Source organism: Ferrovum sp. PN-J185, assembly GCF_001581925.1.
In the GTDB taxonomy this organism is placed as follows: Bacteria; Pseudomonadota; Gammaproteobacteria; order Burkholderiales; family Ferrovaceae; genus PN-J185.
In genome coordinates this window covers 465,515-483,833 of sequence record NZ_LQZA01000001.1, presented here as the reverse complement: position 1 = coordinate 483,833, position 18,319 = coordinate 465,515, and the positions used below count along the sequence as shown (strand labels likewise).

Sequence of the window (18,319 nt, the reverse complement as noted above, 5' to 3'; positions counted from 1 at the left end):
TGGGTAAGGTAAGTTGAATCGGAAATCGAAAGAAATATTTACATTGATGAAACCGAGGCTGAAACAACCTAATTAACCGAAATCATTAAAAGACATAAGATAGAAGTAACAATACAAAAACGTTCAATCAAAAAAGAACAATACTGCTTAAAAATCTTAACTGAGAGCTTTGCACAACAAGTAGTTCTAACGCTTAAGCGGTGTCTGTCATATCAAGTCGTAGCTAGGGCAATTGACGCCGTAACCAAACCGACCTTACATACAGAATTACGGGTATGTCGGCCCTTTCACCATATCCGCTAAATCCTAATCAGATTGGGATTTTTGACTTTTCTCAACTATGATAACCGTTTACGTGCGCTACCTAAGGAGCGTTGGGTATCCAAAATCCTTGTTTTTACCCAAAAAATAGCAGCTATCTCTATTTCTCTCCTCTGACCTCGAGAGCGTTCTCCAAGCCACTTTATTATAAAAAAGTAGGCGCTTAACAGCACCTACCTTGACCAGAGAAAACGCTACAATTAAGCCGACAATTCGGTTTTTTTCTGTGGCTTTTTCCCTAAAACCCCTGCCATTACTTCACCAATTATGCCGCCAAAGTTAGCTGATTCAACCACAAGAATAAGCATAGGCCCCCAGTAGTAGAGATTAAGTTGCAAGAAGAAATCACCCATAGGGTGAGCAATATAATGCAAATAGAGGTAGCTCAGTGGTCTTAACAACAAAGGGGGGAGACAAGCCACATATCTCCCACCCTTCTCACCGTATATTCTGGAAGTAACATAACCCACACCAAAGGGTACGAAAAACACATCAATCATCCATAACACATTAAATGTGGCAATCCCTTTGTACACCTCCACATTCACACCTAGAACTAAGTCACATACTAAATTAATAATGAAACCAACGATAACCCCATACAATCCTCGACGTTGATTAACAGTCATTGATCTACTCCTATTTTTGTTTTAATGACCCATTAGCTAATTTTTGCTTACAGCTCTCTAACACTCCTTGTGGCACATCAATTTTTGATCCCGACAGTACTTCATTACAATCAGCATGCGGAAAACTCATCGAACGGTACACCGTCACACCAATAAACAGAAACATACCCAATAACAGCACCACCATAGCAACAATCGTTTTCACATAGTCCCCTGATAATTTTATGTTTCTTGTAAAAAATGAAATTACATTAACACGGCTATTAACGCTAGATCAAACACTTCACCGTAGCCATGTTTGCCGATAGCGTCCATCAGGATCGTACTCATCGGTTTGTTTTTGTATGTTAAAGTGCCGACCACCACGAGGATCGGTTCCTTTACCCGCAATATAAAGCCAGTTGCCATAATTGCTATATACATCATAATCAATCAGTTGAGACTCAAACCAGCTTGCCCCCACACGCCAATCACCTTGATATTCATTTAACCAGAAACTTGCTACCACTTGTCTTAGTCGATTGGATAAATAACCCGTATGGTAGAGCTCACGCATGGCCGCATCAATAAGATCAACGCCAGTTTGACCATGACTCCAAGCAAAAAACTGTTGCTGATTAAAAGCGGGAGGTTGAGCCTGACTATTAACAGTCAAACCTTGAAATAAAAACAAATTAGTCTTTCGTTGATAAAACAGAAAACGAAAGTAATCACGCCACAGTAACTCAAACCACAGCCAATAGGTGCTCTCATTCGCACCCGATTGATTCTCAAACTCATCAACATAAACCATGAGTGTGCGTGCTGAAAGGATGCCGTGGGCGAGCCATACCGACCATTTAGAAGAATAATGAATACCCTGTAATTGATTACGAGTCGCTTTATAAGAGGAGGCATACCCTCCTTTGAAATAATCTTCAGTAATATAGGTCGTGATTTTTTTATAATCCGTTAACCACAGTCCATTGTGCACAGGAAGAGATGTGCGTGGATCAATTGAATACGCTTGGGTACTAGACAGCGTATTCTGGGCAAACTCACTATTACGCCATTCATCTGCCACATGTAAAGGAGGTAATTGATTGTGTTGTGGGGCTGTAAAACGAACGTTTTGCGCTTCAATCTTTTGCCGAAAACGAGTGAAACTCATCGGAAAATAACTCAGCACCTGTTTAACCAAGGCCTTATCAATCATGGTGGACTGAAATACAGTAATGACTTCAATACCCTGCTTTACTAAAGCACGAATCTCTTGTTCCTCTTCCTCAGCGGCAATGGTTTCTGCATAAATCCGCTGAATACCAAACTCTCTACACCACTCAACTAAGCAGACCACCGGGTCACCATTAGTTTGCCATAATACACTTCCCTGTCTTTCTAATTGCGTACGAAGATGTGCCAGTATGTGGCTCTTGAAAGCGCGATTGTGCTCTGCCTGACGGACAAAACCCCATTCAGTATGATCTTGAAATCGGGAGTTTTCGATATAGACGGGTAACACTTCTCGACACTCAGTGAGCGCTTGATGAAGTAAAGGGTTGTCTTCTAGACGACAGTCGCGACGAAACCAGTAAATTGCTCTTTGTATCATCTTAGCGCCTTATTTAATTTTACTATGGCGGCAACGCTCAGAGCAATATTTCACCTCGTCCCACACCTTGGCCCATTTTTTTCTCCAGGTAAAAGGTCTTTGGCAGACACTACAGATTTTAACCGGCAAATGTTCTTTTTTAACGCCCTTCATCGAATTCGAATCCCAATTGTAAATGGCTGGAGGTGGATATTGGTTTATTACGCGCTCGATTAGTGGTTCGTTTTCTTGAACCATGTCGCTCAACCACATCCCCTACCTTTTTTATAACTTGAACACTCTGACGACGTTCGAACAATTTAGTTTTAGCTTCGCGAATACTATTTTCATAATCAACGATAGGTCGAGGAATATCCCTACCTACATAAACCCCCAACTTATCCTGTAAAGACTGTGGCATACGCCAGGGTTCAAATATCCATGTATCAGGTACACGTTTAAGATAAGGACACCAGCGTCTAACAAACTCGCCTCGTGGATCATGGTCTTTGGCTTGTTTAATGGGATTATAAATACGCGGAATATTAATGCCTGTGGTGCCTGATTGCATCTGTATTTGGCTCCAATGAATACCCGGCTCATAATCAAGAAATTGCTGAGCCAAGAATAATCCAGTCTGGCGCCAATGTAACCATAACGGATAGGAGGCTACAGATACCAGTAATGCACGCATCCTAAAATTTAACCAGCCCTGATGAATTAACATGGCCATACACGCATCAACCAATGGCCAGCCTGTTTTACCCTGTTGCCACAGAGTGAGTTTATGTTGATCAAACTCATTTTCACGAAGTCCATCGTAACCACGATGCATATTACGCCATTCAATTTCGGGTTCACTCTCAAGCTTTTGAATGAAATGGCAGTGCCAATATAAGCGACTTAAAAAGGCTTGTAAGCCCTGACGCTTTATATCTCTTGGTGAGCCTGTTAGCCCTTCAAGCTCTAAACGCGTCCATTGAACGAGCTCGCGCATACTAATAGTGCCGTGACTTAAATAAACGGATAGTCGTGAGCAGGCTGTGGGCGCTGATAGCGGTGAAGAGATACCGCCTCGATAGCGTTTAGAGCCTAATTCCAGAAAATGTTGCCATGCGGCTAAAGCATGATGACGCCCCGCACGGGGGCGAACGTGCATATCAACAGCCTCAAAACCCAATTCTTTTGATGTTGGAATACGAATTTCTCTCAGGCTATCCTTACTCCACCAGGAACCATTATGAGTCTCAGGCAAAATCTGGAGCGGACGACTCATATGCGCCTCCCAAGCATCTTGCCACTCATCCCGCGAGCGCAATCTCCTTACTACACCAAACTGTTGAAACTGATGCCAAATGATACCCATATCGTCACACCATTTAGCCACCTGTTTATCGCGCTGATAACTCCAATTGTTACCTGTCTCCTCATGAGAATAGAGAGTGGAGAAAGGGTTTAGAGAGTGAACATGGGTTAATACCGCAACCGCGTCACCAGTGAGAATATGTAAATAGCCTCCTAACTCCTGAATTTGCCGATATAAATCCCTTAATGAAGCAAGGGTAAATTCATAGTGTTGGGCGGATTGGTCCGGTTGCTGCCATTGCTGGGGGTCGAGAATATAGAGACAAAAAACACGAGAGGCCAGTAAAGCCTGCCGTAAAGCTTCATGGTCGTGAATACGTAAATCTTTTTTAAACCAAACAACGCTATCCATGAGAAAACATCACCCTTGTTGGAGTCGTTGGCTAAGGTGGTAACCAGATAATATCGCCCCCTCCACTCGTCCACCCATTTGCCAATCTCCCACGGCACCAAGCCTAAGTGCGTTATCCCACAAGCTTGAAGGCAAGGCTTGGTTAAGAGATATAGCATGCTGCCATGAAAAGGGCATGATATCTCTAATTTCACTAGGTTGATTGAGTTCTCGCCATTGCTTGATGACAAAAGAGATGAAGTCATCTATCCCAATGGCGCTATTGATTACGCTCCATTGTTGATCAAAATGAAGTGTCCACGGTAATCCGGCTCTTCGTCCTGGTTTAGAACTGTTATTAGCAAGCCAGCGTAAGCTTCCTTGATTAATGAATGCGGCATCAAAATCAGGTTGTTCAACAAAGTTTAACAACGCCCCTTGTGTTGGTAAAAACACCACCTTGTCTAATAAGGGCAACCAACTAGGTTGAAGAGTACTAACGAGTTGAGTAACTATAGGAGCTGGTAGGGCACACAACACCCTATCAAACACGTCTTCACTGACACTCTCATCAGTAAATTGTAGCTGCCATTGATTAGCATTAATCTTAATGAGTTGACTGACCTCATGCTGACAACGTAGGTCAACATCCTCTACAAAAAACTGCATAAGTGCAGCCATAGTGGGTTGTGCTACCCAACGCTCCACTAAGTGATTGGCAACTGCATGGACGTCTTTAGTTCTATGACCTATCACTTTAATCTTGGGATTCCAACGCTGAACAAGACCCTGCTTTACCCATTTATCTAGTAAAAATTGGGTGACAGGTGAGCGTACTGTGAAATATTGCGCACCCGCATCAACCTCAAGTTCTACATCAGAAAAACAACCTAACCTGCCGCCAAAATTCAACTTTTTTTCAAAAACAGTTACAGAAAACCCTTGTTTTTGCAAATAATAAGCTGCACTCAACCCGGCTAAACCAGCGCCAATAACAGCAACGTTTGGAGGGCTCATGGTGACTTAGCGGCACGTGAGCGAGATGGACGACTCAAAATAAAGATCAATAATGCACCGAACAAAGCTAATATTGTGTGATTAACAGAGGAAATCTGAGACAAATAGCTACGCCAGGCAAAATCAGAGAGGATCATGTCCACACTTACGTACCCCAATAATGCGCCTGCCAAGACAATAATCGACTTAAAGCGATTCATTAAGTGCATCAAAAAGGTACTACCCACAATAATTAAAGGGATAGATAACATCAACCCAAATAACAATAAGAGCGGATTCCCACGGGCAATGGCTGCAACACTTAACACATTATCAAGACTCATCACCACATCAGCGATAACGATGGCTCGAATAGCCTGTGTTAACTGACTGGTGGCTGGAATATCTGATTCCTGATGGGACTCATGACGTCCTTTCACTAAGCGCAATGCTACCCAAAAAAGAAGCACTCCTCCAGCTGTCATAATAAAAGGGAAAGACAATAAACCTGCGGCGATAATAGTTAAGAACATTCTAAAAATAATGGCAGTCACGCCACCAATTAATAAAGCCATACGTCTATCACGACCCACCAGAGCACGGGCTGCCAAGGCGATCACCACAGCATTGTCACCACTTAAAACTAGGTCAATACCGACAATCTGTGGTAGTGCCAACCAAAAAGATAAATGATTAATTTGTTGCCACATATTTTATTTAACCGTTAACACGAGTTTTCCCATGTGTACACTAGACTCCATTGTTGCGTGAGCAAGAGCTACTTCACTTAAGGTAAATTGTTGATGGATAAAGGTTTTAATCTTACCTTGAGACAGCATCGGCCATACCTTCTCGACTAACTCATCACGTACTTTTTTCTTAAAACTTAATTCACGTGCGCGCAAGGTGGAGCCTGTGATGGTGAGCCTGCGGCGCATGACTTCAGCAAAATCCACAAGCACCTTTGATCCGCCTAAAAAGGCAATAATAACAATTCTACCGTCATCTTTTAAGGCTTTGATTTCTCTAGGTAAATAATCCCCTGCTACCATATCTAAGATGACATCAACCCCTTTTTTATCAGTCAATACTTTCACCACCTCAACAAAATCCTCTTGACGATAATTAATTGCCCTCTCTGCCCCTAAACTTTCACAAAAGGCGCATTTTTCAGGACTTCCCGCCGTAGCAAAAACACGATGACCCAGTGCGTTAACTAATTGAATTGCCGTAGCACCGATGCCACTACTACCCCCTTGTACTAAAAATGTTTCACCAGGAGAGAGTCGACCGCGTTGAAACACATTACTCCAAACAGTAAAAAATGTCTCCGGTAAGGTGGCTGCTTCCACTAAACTCATACCATTGGGAATGGGTAACAGCGTTTCTTGAGGGGCCACACAATATTCAGCATAGCCGCCACCGGTTACTAAGGCGCAACACTCTTGACCCACTTGCCAACCACTCACCCCCTCACCCACACTGACAATGGTACCGGCAATTTCCAAGCCCATAATCGGTGAGGCACCACTAGGTGGCGGATAAAAACCTGCACGCTGAAAGCAATCAGGGCGATTAATGCCCGCCGCCGCCACCTCAATTAACACCTCACCTTGAGAGGGCTTGGGAATATCTCCTTGTAGAATTTTAAGAACGTCAGGAGTGCCCGGTTGATCAAGGCCCACATAGCGCATAGTGCTAGGAAGAGATGCCATGAAGTAATCCTTTTAAATACAGTGTTAATTAATAGAGAATAACATTCTCTATGGGATAATGAGAATATGCATAGACGACTTTTAATTGATTCTTATTGGCGACCTTTTCTTACTCAGGGGCTAGTAAGTAAAGAAACAAAGAATTGGCTTACCTACCCTGCCTCACTCACAGAGCGTTTACGCCAGAGCTTTGGCGAGATAGAAGTAGTGGTATTACGGGATGAATTGGGTTTCCCCCTAGCTGATGAATATGGCTATGTAAACAACCCAAAACAGCCTTGCCGAGTGAGAGAAGTGTTGTTATGTCACCATGGCGAGGCATTAGTCTTTGCCCATAGCATTATCCCCCTCACCCCTCAACTATCTAAACACTACGCCTTAGCTAAGCTTGGTAACCAGCCACTTGGACATTGGCTATTTCAGCAACCGCAAATTAGCCGCCAAGCACTTTTTTTTAAACAATTAAGAGCACACCATAACCTCTATCGCCTCATTCCCACCCCCCAACACCCCTCTTATTGGGCTAGACGCTCATGGTTTAAATTACATAATGAAGGATTATTAGTCACTGAGGTGTTTCTTAAAAGAATGCCCTATTTCAAAGCATAATAGTATTAAAATGGTGCGCTTACCTCAAAAAACCCTATTAAAAATACTATAATTTTGTTTAATTAACAGCTTTAATTATATGTTTTTAAAAAATAATTTTAAATTTGTAACAAGATTATTCAAATGAACTATTTTGGTTCGTTTCTTGCTTAATAATAAACATAGTTAATTATTGAGATCAATTATGGATACATTAAAAAATAGTAGTGATGCACTCTTTATTCTGTTGGGCGCCATTTTAGTGTTTGCAATGCACGCTGGTTTTGCCTTTCTTGAATTAGGTACTGTGCGCCGCAAAAACCAAGTTAATGCATTAGTTAAAATTCTGATGGATTTTTGTATTTCTACCATTGCCTACTTTTTTATTGGTTACAGCATTGCCTATGGCGTAGATTTTTTTGCTTCAGCACAAACCTTGAGCGCTAAAAGTGGTTATGAATTAGTTAAGTTCTTTTTTCTACTTACTTTCGCCGCTGCTGTTCCTGCTATTATTTCAGGTGGTATTGCTGAGAGAGCGCGTTTTGGTCCACAACTCATTGCCACCTTTATATTAGTGGGTTTCATCTATCCATTCTTCGAAGGAGTTGCTTGGAATAACCATTATGGTATTCAAGATTGGCTAACCCATCATTTTGGCTTTGCTTTCCATGATTTCGCAGGATCTGTAGTAGTTCACGCCGTAGGCGGATGGATTGCTCTACCTGCGGTGTTACTGTTAGGCGCTCGCCATGGTCGCTACACACGCGATGGCCTGATCACAGCTCACCCACCTTCAAATATCCCGTTTCTTGCCTTAGGAGCCTGGATTCTTGCTATTGGCTGGTTTGGTTTTAATGTGATGAGTGCACAAACGCTGGATAAAATTAATGGTTTAGTCGCCCTTAATTCCCTTATGGCCATGGTTGGAGGAACACTCACTGCTTGGTGGATAGGGCGCAATGATCCTGGTTTTGTTTATAACGGTCCCTTGGCAGGGTTAGTGGCTGTATGTGCGGGATCGGATGTAATGCATCCATTAGGCGCTTTAGTCGTAGGTGGCGTAGCTGGAGTTCTTTTTGTGGTGATGTTCACTCAGGTACAAAATCGCTGGAAAATCGATGATGTACTCGGTGTATGGCCGCTACATGGGCTATGCGGTACATGGGGTGGTATTGCCGCAGGAATTTTTGGTCTGCCCTCATTAGGTGGACTGGGAGGCGTGTCACTCATGAGTCAATTAATTGGTACCTCTTTAGGTATTATCATTGCCCTTATTGGTGGCGCTGTAGTGTATGGGATTCTGAAACGAGTAGTAGGTATTCGTCTTGATCAAGAAGAGGAATATATGGGAGCTGATTTAGCCATCCACAAAATCAGTGCCACACCAGACTAATAAATTACATGAACAAGGACGTAGATCTCAATGCTCCACGTCCTTGTGCTTATAAAAACCACTTAATTCAACCTCACAATCATTCAGTTTCTCTATTCAGGTAAATCTTGGTGAGTGGTTTCAGGTAACAACCAAGGTAAAAATAATCCCAACACATAAATTAAACTAATAATTAAGGCTGCCATGGCTAGACTACCAAATGACTGAATGATGCTACCAGCTAGCACTGGAAATACCCAAGCTATAATCCGTGCCCCATTAAATATTACGCTAGCTGCGGTAGCGCGAACACTGGTTGCAAACAACTCAGGCGGATAAATCGCCATCCACACATAAGCACAACCTAAAGTAAAGAAACCGTTAATTGGGGTCAACCACAATAACCACTGTGGATCACGCACCCAGCCATAACAAATCCAAGTAATGATAAGAGAGCCTAAATAAGTTATAAAAAGGAAACGGCGTCTACCCAGTTTATCGATAATAAAACCAGCTATAAGATAAGCAACAACTGCCCCTATAGTGTAATACAGCCCTGAGCGAGCCCCCCACTCAGCAGGGTTTGGTAAACCAGCAGCCTTAGCCAAGGACACTGTATAACGCGGCAATAGGCTTGAAATTGCCCACCAACCAGTGGTGGTAGCAAGAGATAACAAGAAAGTAATGACCGTTCTACGTAGCGCTTCTTTTTCACGAAATAACTGAAATAAAGTAAAAGGACGTTTACCTGAATCCACCTGACTCGAACCTGTGGCCCCCCAGCGTTTCGAGAGAATCGCTGCCTTCCATTTTTCTGACTCGTCTAAATTGCGGCGTAAATACAATACAAATAAAGCAGGGATTGCCCCCACCACAAACATTAAGCGCCAGCTTTCAGCACCCAATGGGTGAGTTGTTGACAAGCCATACCATACCGCGGCAGCCAGTAAGGTGCCCCAACCAAAGCCTGACTGAAGGAATCCGGCGCCAATAGGGCGTGCACGATTAGGCCATGTCTCAGCCACCAACGAAATACCAGTAGCCCACTCACTACCCATTGCTAAGCCCGTTACAAAACGAAGCGCATCTAATTGATAGAAATTCTGTACCAATGCAGTCAAACCAGAAAATAAAGCGTATAAAAATACAGACCAGAGCATAACCCGACGTCGCCCCAAATAGTCAGCTAAAATCCCTCCTACTAATCCACCTATCCCCCATCCAAGTAGAGTGATACCAATCACTGTACCCGCATATAAGGGCCCTAAAGGAAGTAACTGAGCTGGCAGTAAGGATTTGAGTAACATGGGGATAACCACAATGAGTGCAAAGGCTTCGTAACCATCAAATACCCATCCCAGAAAGCTACCTAATAATATTTGCCAATGTTTAGCAGTAAGTCCTGCGCGCCAATTGGACTGTGTCATACTTAACTCTCCTTACTTAAAGCTGCAATAAATTTTTTTAATTATAGAGATTGTCACAAAAAATCGTTTTTAGGTTAGCATTAAGTTAAATAAATAACTATTCTTAAAATTCAACTTATCACCTTATGTCAAAAAATACAGGACCTCTCTCTGGAATTCGTGTGTTGGAAATGGGACAGCTCATCGCAGGCCCCTTTAGTGCCAAAACCCTTGGTGATCTCGGTGCTGAAGTCATCAAAATTGAACCACCAGAAAAAGGTGATCCACTCAGGCAATGGCGTCTTCTCCATGAGGGAACTTCGGTCTGGTGGGAAGTACAATCACGTAATAAACAAAGTGTCGCCATTGATCTTCGCCAACCAGAGGGGCAGCAGTTAGCTTATCGTTTGGCAGTGGAAGCGGATATTCTGATTGAGAACTTTCGTCCAGGTACACTGGAATCCTGGGGCATGTCCTATGAAAATCTTTCTCAAGATAATCCTGGTTTAATTATGTTAAGGATTTCTGGTTACGGCCAAACAGGACCCTACCGCGACTTACCTGGTTTTGGAGCAATTGGCGAGGCCATGGGTGGACTGCGTCACCTAACCGGGCAACCAGGTGAAGTACCCGTTCGCGTAGGGTTGAGTATTGGTGATACACTCGCCGCCCTACAAGGCAGCATCGGGGTGTTAGCTGCCCTATTTGAACGACAAAGAAATAATGGCCAAGGACAGGTCATTGATATGGCACTTTATGAAGCAGTTTTTAATTGTACCGAAAGCCTGCTCCCTGAGTACAGTGCCTTTGGCGCTATCAGAGGGCCTGCGGGAAGTGCGTTGCCTGGTATTACCCCAAGTAATGCCTATCCCTGCCTTGATGGCTATGTGTTAATTGCCGGTAATGGCGACAGCATTTATCAACGTCTCATGCGTGCCATAGGACGAGAGGATTTAGCTTACGACCCAGATCTTGCAAATAACAAAGGAAGATCCTTGCAAGCTGAACGAATAGATCAAGCAATCAGTGCCTGGACCCAACTCTACCCCATTGAAAAGGTACTTCAAACACTTGCAGAAGCATCAGTGCCAGCAGGTAAAATTTACACCATTAAAGATATCAGTGATGACCCACACTACCGGGCAAGAGAGATGATTGAAACAGTTACCACTGCCAACGGACTCAACATAGAAGTGCCTGGTGTTATCCCCAAACTCTCAAGAACACCAGGATCAATACGCCACAGAGCACCTCTCTTAGGTGAGCACACTAAAACAGTACTCCAACAACTAGGCTTAGATGACAATACCATTCACGCTCTAGAAGAGAAAGGAATTATTCAATGAAGGAAAAAATCGCCATCAATGAAGTGGTGACACGTGATGGTTTTCAGTCAGAAAAAGAATTTGTTGCCACCGCAGATAAAATCAAACTGATTAATGAATTATCCCAATGTGGTTACAGCGTCATTGAAGTGACGTCTTTCACAAGTCCTAAAGCCATCCCCATGTTACGCGATGCAGAAGAGGTGATGAGTGCAATTAAACGAGAACCTCATGTCACCTATAGTGCCCTTATCCCCAATTTACGAGGAGCTCAACGCGCCATTGACTGTCAAGTGGATTTGTTTAATCTGGTAATGAGTGTGAGTGAAAGCCATAATCGCGCAAATTTACGTATGAGTTGTGATGAGTCATTCGCCACCTTAAGTGAAGTGATTGCACTAGCCCATCATCATAATATACGCGTGAATATCTCCCTATCAACCAGTTTTGGTTGCCCCATAGAAGGAGCCATAAGCGAACAGACTGTGACTCGATGGATTCAGCGCTTTGCTCAATTAAAGGTATGGGGTATTAGCCTCTGTGATACGACGGGTATGGCCTACCCAAGTTTAGTCACCACATTAAGTCAACGCACACAAGAGTTATTTAGCGGTATCACAACTCTTCACTTTCACAATACACGTGGGATGGGACTTGCTAATGTGTTAGCAGGGATACAAGCTGGAATTCGCTCTTTTGATGCCTCTTTGGGAGGATTAGGTGGCTGCCCTTACGCGCCAGGCGCCACCGGTAATATCACCACAGAAGAGCTTGTTCATATGTTGGATTTAATGGGCTACGATACAGGTATGAATTTAGATAAATTACTCAACGCAGCTCAACAGTTAACAGACTTGATGGGGCGTATTCTACCCAGTCAACTGTTAAAGGCGGGACCGATTACACAATTGCATCAGCCCCCCACACAACCTCACTGAGGAGTCCCACCTAGCTCGATAGCTTTACCTTGTGAAAGAGATGTCAGGTATACACTCAAAGCGCCAAGCTCCTCGCTGCCATAATCAGGTGGAGTTCCCTCGATAGCACCACCGACACATTTACGAATTTGATCTTCAAGCGTCGTAATGTGACCTTGTCTGATACGAGGAAAGACGGCTGCGGCATTCATCAAACTTGGCATTGGCTTCCCATTAGGTAAATGGCCAGCTGTTCGGCCTCCTGCCACGTGACAGGTTTCACAGACACGACCGTTACCTTGAAATTTAGCTGTAGTAAATAATTGATGTCCTTCTTTGATTTTGGCTTCAACATCAGGATTAGAGGCTGCTTGGGCCATGCCCACTAAAAGTAAAGTAGTAAGGGTAGCAAAAGTACACTGCAGTAATCTCTTCATAATCTGACTCCTCTGTTTGTTTTTTTGATAACTCACACCATTACGTTAAATGTGAGAGGCCTATTATTAAGAATGCTTCTCAGACAACAATTGATTAATCGCAGTGATGTCTTGATCATTTAGGATACCCACCGCAAATTTAAGTTCAATGCGTGACAAGATCTGTTGGTAACGTGCATTAAAATACGTTGATTCAGCTTGAATATAGTCAGTGGCAGTGGTCAACAAGTCAATCATTGAACGTGTGCCGATACCAAAACCTGCCCGTGTTCCCTCTAAAGATAATTTAGCAGACTCAAGGGTCGCTCTGGCTGCCTCATAACTTGCCACACTATTTTTTAAATCAAGGAAAGCTTGGCGCGTATCCAGGGTGACTTGGTCTTTGACATTATTTAACTGATCTTCCTGAGCGCGCTCTAGACTATGGGCTTGCCCCACTTGCGCGGAAATCTGACCACCATCAATAAGAGGAATACTTAAACTTAAAATCGCTCCAGCTTGATTGGTTGTTAAATCAGGGAAAGTCTGTCCACGTATGTGTGCACCAACACCATTTAGGGTAACAACTGGCCAACGCGCACGTCGATTTATTTCCTCTTGTGCCTGTGCGGCCTTGACCTGTTCTTCAGCTTGGTGAATCAGGGGTTGGTTAGCCAAGGCCTGATTTACCCATTGCTCCATGTCATCGGGACTTGGGCCAAGAGGAGTAAATTCTTTTAAATCAGCGACACTCTTAATATCCGGTTGATGAGTGACTCGTTGTAACTGACTATATGAAATAGACAGTCGATTACGCGCATTGATTTGATCTGCTAATGCACTTTGCCAACGGGCTTTAGCTTCATTCACTGAAATAATATCGCCAGTACCGACACGTAAATTTTCTTCTGCTTGTTCTTTGATGTTTCTAAGTAATTTTTCCGCTTCATTGGCCACGGTTAATTGCGATTGAGCTTGTAGAATACCAAAGTATGCAACCGTGACCTGTCTTACTAATACCTGTTGAGCACTTAAGTACTGTTGTTCGCTGGCTCTAATCAAATCATCTGCCTGTCCCATCGCAGCTAAAGCCTGACCATTAAAAATAGCCTGACTCAAAGTAACACTGTAAGCATCTGTGGGGAATACCCCTTGAGTAGGACTACCGCCGGCAATTAGGGGACTAATATAAGAGCGATTTCGTCCGGCATCAGCACCGGCGTTGACATGTGGCAAATAAGCTGAATTGGCTAAAGGTCTTAGCTCTTTATTGGCTTCCAATTGGTGCTTTGCTTGCGCCAACTGAGGATTAGAATCAAAAGCCGCTTGATATGCATCCAGAAGGTTTTCTGCTCGCGCACTACCCACACAAAAGAGGGATACGACAAGGCACGATAAGAGAGGCGGTGTTAATGTATTAGTTAGTAACCTCATGCAATCACTCAACCAAATAAATAATTAGAAACCTTATTATCTCATAAATGCCGTAAATTGCTGAAAATTGATCAACTCAGCGAACCAAACTCATCTTGGTCTATATTTATATACCATGAACCAACATGCAGCTGATAGCGCACCAACAACGGATCTTATTACCCATAATTCTGGAGAGATGAAAAAAGCAACCATGGCAAGATTAAGCGCTAATATAAAAAAACCAATATAAAACACCCACTGTTTATTCACAATTATCCCCTAATCACTAGCGTTTTAATTTTAACCAACGATCAATTACTCCAAGAGCAACCAATACGAAGAATAAAATTAAACCAATCACAATACCACCAGCAAAAAATAATATTGACGAGTCCATAATGAGTTTTCTTTTTTAAAACTGTATTACTTTAACAGATATAACATGCAAGTTAATTACTAACTATTAATTAAAAAACGATAGAATTTCTGCCACTACCTCTGTTGGCTTTTCTTCAGGAATGTAGTGACCGCAGTGTAGAGCACGGCCATCTACCTCAGCGTGTGAAAAGTGTTTCCAGTCAGCAATTGGATTAAAACAGGTCTCTATGATACCTTTGCTTCCCCACAACACTCTTAAGGGTTGGGTGAGTTTTACGTTTTCATCTAAATTAATTTGATCATGAACAAGATCAATGCTCGCTGCCGCTCGATAATCCTCACACATGGCATGGACAATTGCTGGATTATTAATGCTAGCTTGATATTCTCGCCAGCATAGTGGATCAAAGATACTTACTCCCCCAGCTCGATCCATATGTTGCTGTAACCAAAACTCGGGATTGCTGTTAATCAATGTCTCTGGCACAGGGTATGGTTGAATCAGAAAGAACCAATGCCAATAACCCGTGGCAAATTGCTTGTTGGTCTTCTCATACATGGTATAAGTTGGAGAAATATCTAACACCATGAGTCTTTCTACCGCATCAGGGTAATCAAGCGCTAAACGATGGGCGACTCTCCCACCCCGATCATGACCACACACTGAAAAAGTGCGATATCCAAGATGAGTCATTAAGGCAATTTGGTCTTCTGCCATGGCTCTTTTGGAATAAGCAAGATGGGTAGCATCACTCGGGACTGATGAGGAATGACCATAGCCCCTTAAATCGGGAATAATGACATGAAAGTGCGCTAATAACTGAGGGACCACTTGATGCCAAATCGCTTTGGTTTGCGGGAAACCATGGAGTAATAATAGTGGAGGTCCTGACCCACCTGTTAAATAAGATATATCTACCTGTCCTGTGGAGGACTCATAGGAAAAGGTCTTTTCTGCACAATCCGGGAAAAGTTCAAGATTAGTCATATTGGTTTAAGAGCAACTTGATAATTATTGATTATAACGAAGAGAAGATGGCGTCCCCACGGGGATTCGAACCCCGGTTACCGCCGTGAAAGGGCGATGTCCTAGGCCTCTAGACGATGGGGACTTAGAATAAGGAACCAGAGGAATTCCTAACCATTCAAGCCTGCCATTATAACGTAAATAAACTTAAGTTGCCAATTTTTTGGGGATAAACCTATTATTTAATTTTGCAGTTGTTACACGTTTCTAGAACGATACCAATCCCGTGTAAATTTAAACCACATAAATGCAGTTATTAAAGCTATCGCTTTTTGCAAATACCATAGATTCTTGAACCCATACGGTTCACCAAACAAATTAAACAACACCAGTAACAATAATACCGTCAAAGGGATCCCGTAGTAGCGTCTATAATCACTTTTGTAGCGACTGACTAACCACAAACCACAGCTGGCACTTAACCAACCAATAATAAGACCTGCCAACACATCAATTGGCCAATGAACCCCCACAGCAATACGCGATAGAGCCACAGCGATTCCGATTATCCACAAGAGTATTGTTGACACACCCCGTGTTGGTAAACCTAAAGTGAGCAAACCAACACAAGTAAATATCGTCGTCGCATGCCCTGACGGGAACGAACTGTATTTTAAATATGGCCCCAATACGTCAAGATGATCTAATACAGCGGGAGGACGCAATTCATTTACGAGAGGCTTGAGGCCATGGGAAATCATATAAGCCAGTAAACTGGCCCATAACGTCGCCCACACCAAATCCGGTCGTCTTGCAATAAACCAAATCATGATGAGAGGCGTCACACCCGCATCGCCAAAAAATGTTAATACTTCCCAAACACCATCTTGTCGAATCTGCCTCAACCAAAAATGTAAAAACAAAAATAAATCACGATTCAATGACAAAGCTAAAATCACAATTAATAATATAGCTGCCAAGAGAATAGGTAACCCAATATGATGTTTATTTAATTTGTAGAAATAAGGCGCAACCATTTTAATTTACTCTCAATAACACTAAGCCACCTTCACTTTTTAGAATCTGATGTTGGGGATAATCGGCTAGTTGGTCAACACGTAAAAACACAAGCTCTCCTTGTTGTGCATGACGATTTTGAGTGGGGCGACCGAGCATAACAGCAAAGCTTGGCATACGATTATCTGCAACAACAGGTTGATTAAATTGCTTTGCGTAACGAGCAAGATCAATGACAGGTTGTTGCTGTAAATTAGCGATCGCGGGGAGAATTAAATATAACAACAATATATGACTGGAAAGCGTCACTGATAATCGTGTTGACTCAATCAGCGTATAGGTAAAAACAAAACGCAATAGCACAGCGAGTATGATTGTGGCGATAATAACAATGGTTAACCATACATAGTACTCATTATTAAATACATCATGTGTTCTTGATAACATCGCACTAATGTATGGGTTATGAAGTTGCGCTTTTATCGCTTCTATTTTACTTGGTAAGATTGCTAAGAGTAGCCATTCAATAACTGCTACCCCGCCCCACCATAGTGGATTTTTTAACGCGTTGACATACATTCCCATTAATAAAAAAAGAGGCGTCAAGCCAATTAACAAATAGTGAGGAAGTTTGGTTTGTGCAACGCTAAAAATGACGAACACACTAATAAACCAAACGAGTAAAAAACGCAGTAAAGGATTTTTATTTCTCTCTACAATACCTTTAAATAGGCTTCGTATTAAAAGAGTAGTATGTGGTAAAGCTATAAACAGTAATACAGGAAAGTAATACCACCAATGACCTGTATGTCCTTGAAGCGTTCCCACTAAACGTCCGACGTTTTCACGAAGTAAAAAATAATCAATAAAGGCTTGTCCCATTAAATGATATTGCATCACATACCAAGGAAGCGTAATCAATAAAAACAGTACCCATGCTGGCCAAAATAAAATCGCACGAAACCATTGGGAGAGTTTCTTTTCGGTTAAGAAAAAGAAAAAACTACTGACTAATGGAATCACTACAGCAATAGGTCCTTTAGCTAAGAAACCTAACGCCATCCATAAATAAACGCGTGGAATAAGTGCTGCACGTCCTGTTTTGAAATAACGATATATATCAAACAAGGTAGCAGCCACCAAGGCACTAAGTACTCCATCCATGGCAGCCGCTTGGGCTGAGACCACGACCCCTAAGGAAGAGGCACAGAATAACTGAGCTAATTGTCCTGTATGAGGATGTAAAAACTCGCGCGCAAAACGCATTATTAACCAAAGCCATAATAAACAGGCTAATTCTGAGGGAAGACGAAATACCCAAGGGTGAGCACCAAACAAATTGACTAAAGGCGCTTCAAGCCAGAAAGCCAAAATGGGTTTTTCATAAAAAGGTGAACCATTTAGTGTGGGAGTAATAAAGTCATGGCTGCTCGCCATTTCAATAGCCACCTCAGCATACTCTCCTTCATCCTCGTCAAATAAAGGTAAACGGGTCATGGCAACCCAAGTTAATATGAGTAGCAATAATAAAAAAACACCCCGCAAAGCTGTTACTCGAGGGGTGTTTTTCTGTTGTGTCACTAACTCCAA

Annotated in this window: 19 protein-coding genes and 1 tRNA gene; 4 read left to right on the top strand and 16 right to left on the bottom strand. The window is 42.6% G+C overall.

What is annotated here, in order from left to right:
- Nucleotides 1–521: 521 nt before the first annotated feature.
- The 8 genes from FV185_RS02345 to FV185_RS02315 form a co-directional block, all read right to left on the bottom strand.
- Nucleotides 522–950 carry a hypothetical protein gene (locus FV185_RS02345; protein ID WP_067493176.1) on the bottom strand — a complete coding sequence of 143 codons (429 nt, stop codon included), beginning with the start codon at nucleotides 948–950 and terminating at the stop codon, nucleotides 522–524.
- A 10-nt stretch (nucleotides 951–960) separates the two neighbouring features.
- On the bottom strand, nucleotides 961–1,155 hold the full coding sequence (locus FV185_RS02340; protein ID WP_067493174.1) for a hypothetical protein: 195 nt from the start codon (nucleotides 1,153–1,155) through the stop codon (nucleotides 961–963).
- Nucleotides 1,156–1,233: 78 nt separating this feature from the next.
- A complete protein-coding gene (locus tag FV185_RS02335; protein ID WP_067493172.1) occupies nucleotides 1,234–2,541 on the bottom strand; it encodes a DASH family cryptochrome in 1,308 nt (435 codons plus the stop codon).
- Nucleotides 2,542–2,550: 9 nt separating this feature from the next.
- On the bottom strand, nucleotides 2,551–2,694 hold the full coding sequence (locus FV185_RS09830; protein ID WP_082786990.1) for a DUF2256 domain-containing protein: 144 nt from the start codon (nucleotides 2,692–2,694) through the stop codon (nucleotides 2,551–2,553).
- Nucleotides 2,681–4,237, bottom strand: coding sequence for a cryptochrome/deoxyribodipyrimidine photo-lyase family protein (locus tag FV185_RS02330; RefSeq protein ID WP_067493170.1), 1,557 nt, complete (start codon nucleotides 4,235–4,237; stop codon nucleotides 2,681–2,683). The genes FV185_RS09830 and FV185_RS02330 overlap by 14 nt, the downstream gene beginning before the upstream one ends.
- A gap of 9 nt (nucleotides 4,238–4,246) precedes the next feature.
- Nucleotides 4,247–5,233 carry an NAD(P)/FAD-dependent oxidoreductase gene (locus FV185_RS02325; protein ID WP_067493168.1) on the bottom strand — a complete coding sequence of 329 codons (987 nt, stop codon included), beginning with the start codon at nucleotides 5,231–5,233 and terminating at the stop codon, nucleotides 4,247–4,249.
- The gene (locus FV185_RS02320; protein WP_067493166.1) at nucleotides 5,230–5,922 is read right to left on the bottom strand and encodes a TerC family protein; all 693 of its coding nucleotides are present in this window, start codon (nucleotides 5,920–5,922) and stop codon (nucleotides 5,230–5,232) included. The genes FV185_RS02325 and FV185_RS02320 overlap by 4 nt, the downstream gene beginning before the upstream one ends.
- Before the next feature lie 3 nt (nucleotides 5,923–5,925).
- A complete protein-coding gene (locus FV185_RS02315; protein WP_067494216.1) occupies nucleotides 5,926–6,906 on the bottom strand; it encodes an NAD(P)H-quinone oxidoreductase in 981 nt (326 codons plus the stop codon).
- A gap of 87 nt (nucleotides 6,907–6,993) precedes the next feature.
- Here FV185_RS02315 and FV185_RS02310 point away from each other — a divergent pair, with 87 nt between their 5' ends.
- Nucleotides 6,994–7,536, top strand: coding sequence for a chorismate--pyruvate lyase family protein (locus FV185_RS02310; RefSeq protein WP_067493165.1), 543 nt, complete (start codon nucleotides 6,994–6,996; stop codon nucleotides 7,534–7,536).
- Nucleotides 7,537–7,720: 184 nt separating this feature from the next.
- Nucleotides 7,721–8,908, top strand: a complete 1,188-nt coding sequence (locus FV185_RS02305; protein ID WP_067493163.1) for an ammonium transporter — start codon at nucleotides 7,721–7,723, stop codon at nucleotides 8,906–8,908.
- A gap of 92 nt (nucleotides 8,909–9,000) precedes the next feature.
- Here FV185_RS02305 and FV185_RS02300 read toward each other — a convergent pair whose 3' ends face one another.
- Nucleotides 9,001–10,314, bottom strand: a complete 1,314-nt coding sequence (locus FV185_RS02300; protein WP_067493161.1) for an MFS transporter — start codon at nucleotides 10,312–10,314, stop codon at nucleotides 9,001–9,003.
- Between the two features lie 125 nt (nucleotides 10,315–10,439).
- Here FV185_RS02300 and FV185_RS02295 point away from each other — a divergent pair, with 125 nt between their 5' ends.
- Nucleotides 10,440–11,639, top strand: a complete 1,200-nt coding sequence (locus tag FV185_RS02295) for a CaiB/BaiF CoA transferase family protein (protein ID WP_067493159.1) — start codon at nucleotides 10,440–10,442, stop codon at nucleotides 11,637–11,639.
- The gene (locus tag FV185_RS02290) at nucleotides 11,636–12,556 is read left to right on the top strand and encodes a hydroxymethylglutaryl-CoA lyase (protein ID WP_067493157.1); all 921 of its coding nucleotides are present in this window, start codon (nucleotides 11,636–11,638) and stop codon (nucleotides 12,554–12,556) included. The genes FV185_RS02295 and FV185_RS02290 overlap by 4 nt, the downstream gene beginning before the upstream one ends.
- On the opposite strand, the gene FV185_RS02285 is transcribed toward FV185_RS02290, so the two are convergent.
- From FV185_RS02285 to FV185_RS02260, 7 genes are all read right to left on the bottom strand, one after another.
- A complete protein-coding gene (locus FV185_RS02285; protein ID WP_067493156.1) occupies nucleotides 12,550–12,972 on the bottom strand; it encodes a c-type cytochrome in 423 nt (140 codons plus the stop codon). The two genes, FV185_RS02290 and FV185_RS02285, sit on opposite strands and share 7 nt — an antisense overlap.
- Before the next feature lie 66 nt (nucleotides 12,973–13,038).
- Nucleotides 13,039–14,385, bottom strand: a complete 1,347-nt coding sequence (locus FV185_RS02280) for a TolC family outer membrane protein (protein WP_082786989.1) — start codon at nucleotides 14,383–14,385, stop codon at nucleotides 13,039–13,041.
- Between the two features lie 90 nt (nucleotides 14,386–14,475).
- Complete coding sequence (locus FV185_RS09515; protein WP_156474150.1) at nucleotides 14,476–14,637, bottom strand: hypothetical protein; 162 nt, start codon at nucleotides 14,635–14,637, stop codon at nucleotides 14,476–14,478.
- A 193-nt stretch (nucleotides 14,638–14,830) separates the two neighbouring features.
- A complete protein-coding gene (locus FV185_RS02275) occupies nucleotides 14,831–15,733 on the bottom strand; it encodes an alpha/beta fold hydrolase (protein WP_067493151.1) in 903 nt (300 codons plus the stop codon).
- A 48-nt stretch (nucleotides 15,734–15,781) separates the two neighbouring features.
- A tRNA-Glu gene (locus FV185_RS02270) sits at nucleotides 15,782–15,857 on the bottom strand.
- Between the two features lie 112 nt (nucleotides 15,858–15,969).
- Nucleotides 15,970–16,692, bottom strand: coding sequence for a phosphatase PAP2 family protein (locus FV185_RS02265; RefSeq protein WP_197457724.1), 723 nt, complete (start codon nucleotides 16,690–16,692; stop codon nucleotides 15,970–15,972).
- 58 nt (nucleotides 16,693–16,750) lie between these two features.
- The gene (locus FV185_RS02260; protein ID WP_197457723.1) at nucleotides 16,751–18,310 is read right to left on the bottom strand and encodes an ArnT family glycosyltransferase; all 1,560 of its coding nucleotides are present in this window, start codon (nucleotides 18,308–18,310) and stop codon (nucleotides 16,751–16,753) included.
- Nucleotides 18,311–18,319 lie beyond the last annotated feature (9 nt).

Excerpts from the sequence above, each read along its gene's own strand:
- FV185_RS02325 (WP_067493168.1), bottom strand. The coding sequence starts at position 5,233 with ATGAGCCCTCCAAACGTTGCTGTTATTGGCGCTGGTTTAGCCGGGTTG.
- FV185_RS02345 (WP_067493176.1), bottom strand. The coding sequence starts at position 950 with ATGACTGTTAATCAACGTCGAGGATTGTATGGGGTTATCGTTGGTTTC.
- FV185_RS09830 (WP_082786990.1), bottom strand. The coding sequence starts at position 2,694 with ATGAAGGGCGTTAAAAAAGAACATTTGCCGGTTAAAATCTGTAGTGTC.
- FV185_RS02295 (WP_067493159.1), top strand. The coding sequence starts at position 10,440 with ATGTCAAAAAATACAGGACCTCTCTCTGGAATTCGTGTGTTGGAAATG.
- FV185_RS02335 (WP_067493172.1), bottom strand. The coding sequence starts at position 2,541 with ATGATACAAAGAGCAATTTACTGGTTTCGTCGCGACTGTCGTCTAGAA.
- FV185_RS02285 (WP_067493156.1), bottom strand. The coding sequence starts at position 12,972 with ATGAAGAGATTACTGCAGTGTACTTTTGCTACCCTTACTACTTTACTT.
- FV185_RS02275 (WP_067493151.1), bottom strand. The coding sequence starts at position 15,733 with ATGACTAATCTTGAACTTTTCCCGGATTGTGCAGAAAAGACCTTTTCC.
- FV185_RS02305 (WP_067493163.1), top strand. The coding sequence starts at position 7,721 with ATGGATACATTAAAAAATAGTAGTGATGCACTCTTTATTCTGTTGGGC.
- FV185_RS02330 (WP_067493170.1), bottom strand. The coding sequence starts at position 4,237 with ATGGATAGCGTTGTTTGGTTTAAAAAAGATTTACGTATTCACGACCAT.
- FV185_RS02320 (WP_067493166.1), bottom strand. The coding sequence starts at position 5,922 with ATGTGGCAACAAATTAATCATTTATCTTTTTGGTTGGCACTACCACAG.
- FV185_RS02280 (WP_082786989.1), bottom strand. The coding sequence starts at position 14,385 with ATGAGGTTACTAACTAATACATTAACACCGCCTCTCTTATCGTGCCTT.
- FV185_RS02290 (WP_067493157.1), top strand. The coding sequence starts at position 11,636 with ATGAAGGAAAAAATCGCCATCAATGAAGTGGTGACACGTGATGGTTTT.
- FV185_RS02315 (WP_067494216.1), bottom strand. The coding sequence starts at position 6,906 with ATGCGCTATGTGGGCCTTGATCAACCGGGCACTCCTGACGTTCTTAAA.
- FV185_RS02310 (WP_067493165.1), top strand. The coding sequence starts at position 6,994 with ATGCATAGACGACTTTTAATTGATTCTTATTGGCGACCTTTTCTTACT.
- FV185_RS02300 (WP_067493161.1), bottom strand. The coding sequence starts at position 10,314 with ATGACACAGTCCAATTGGCGCGCAGGACTTACTGCTAAACATTGGCAA.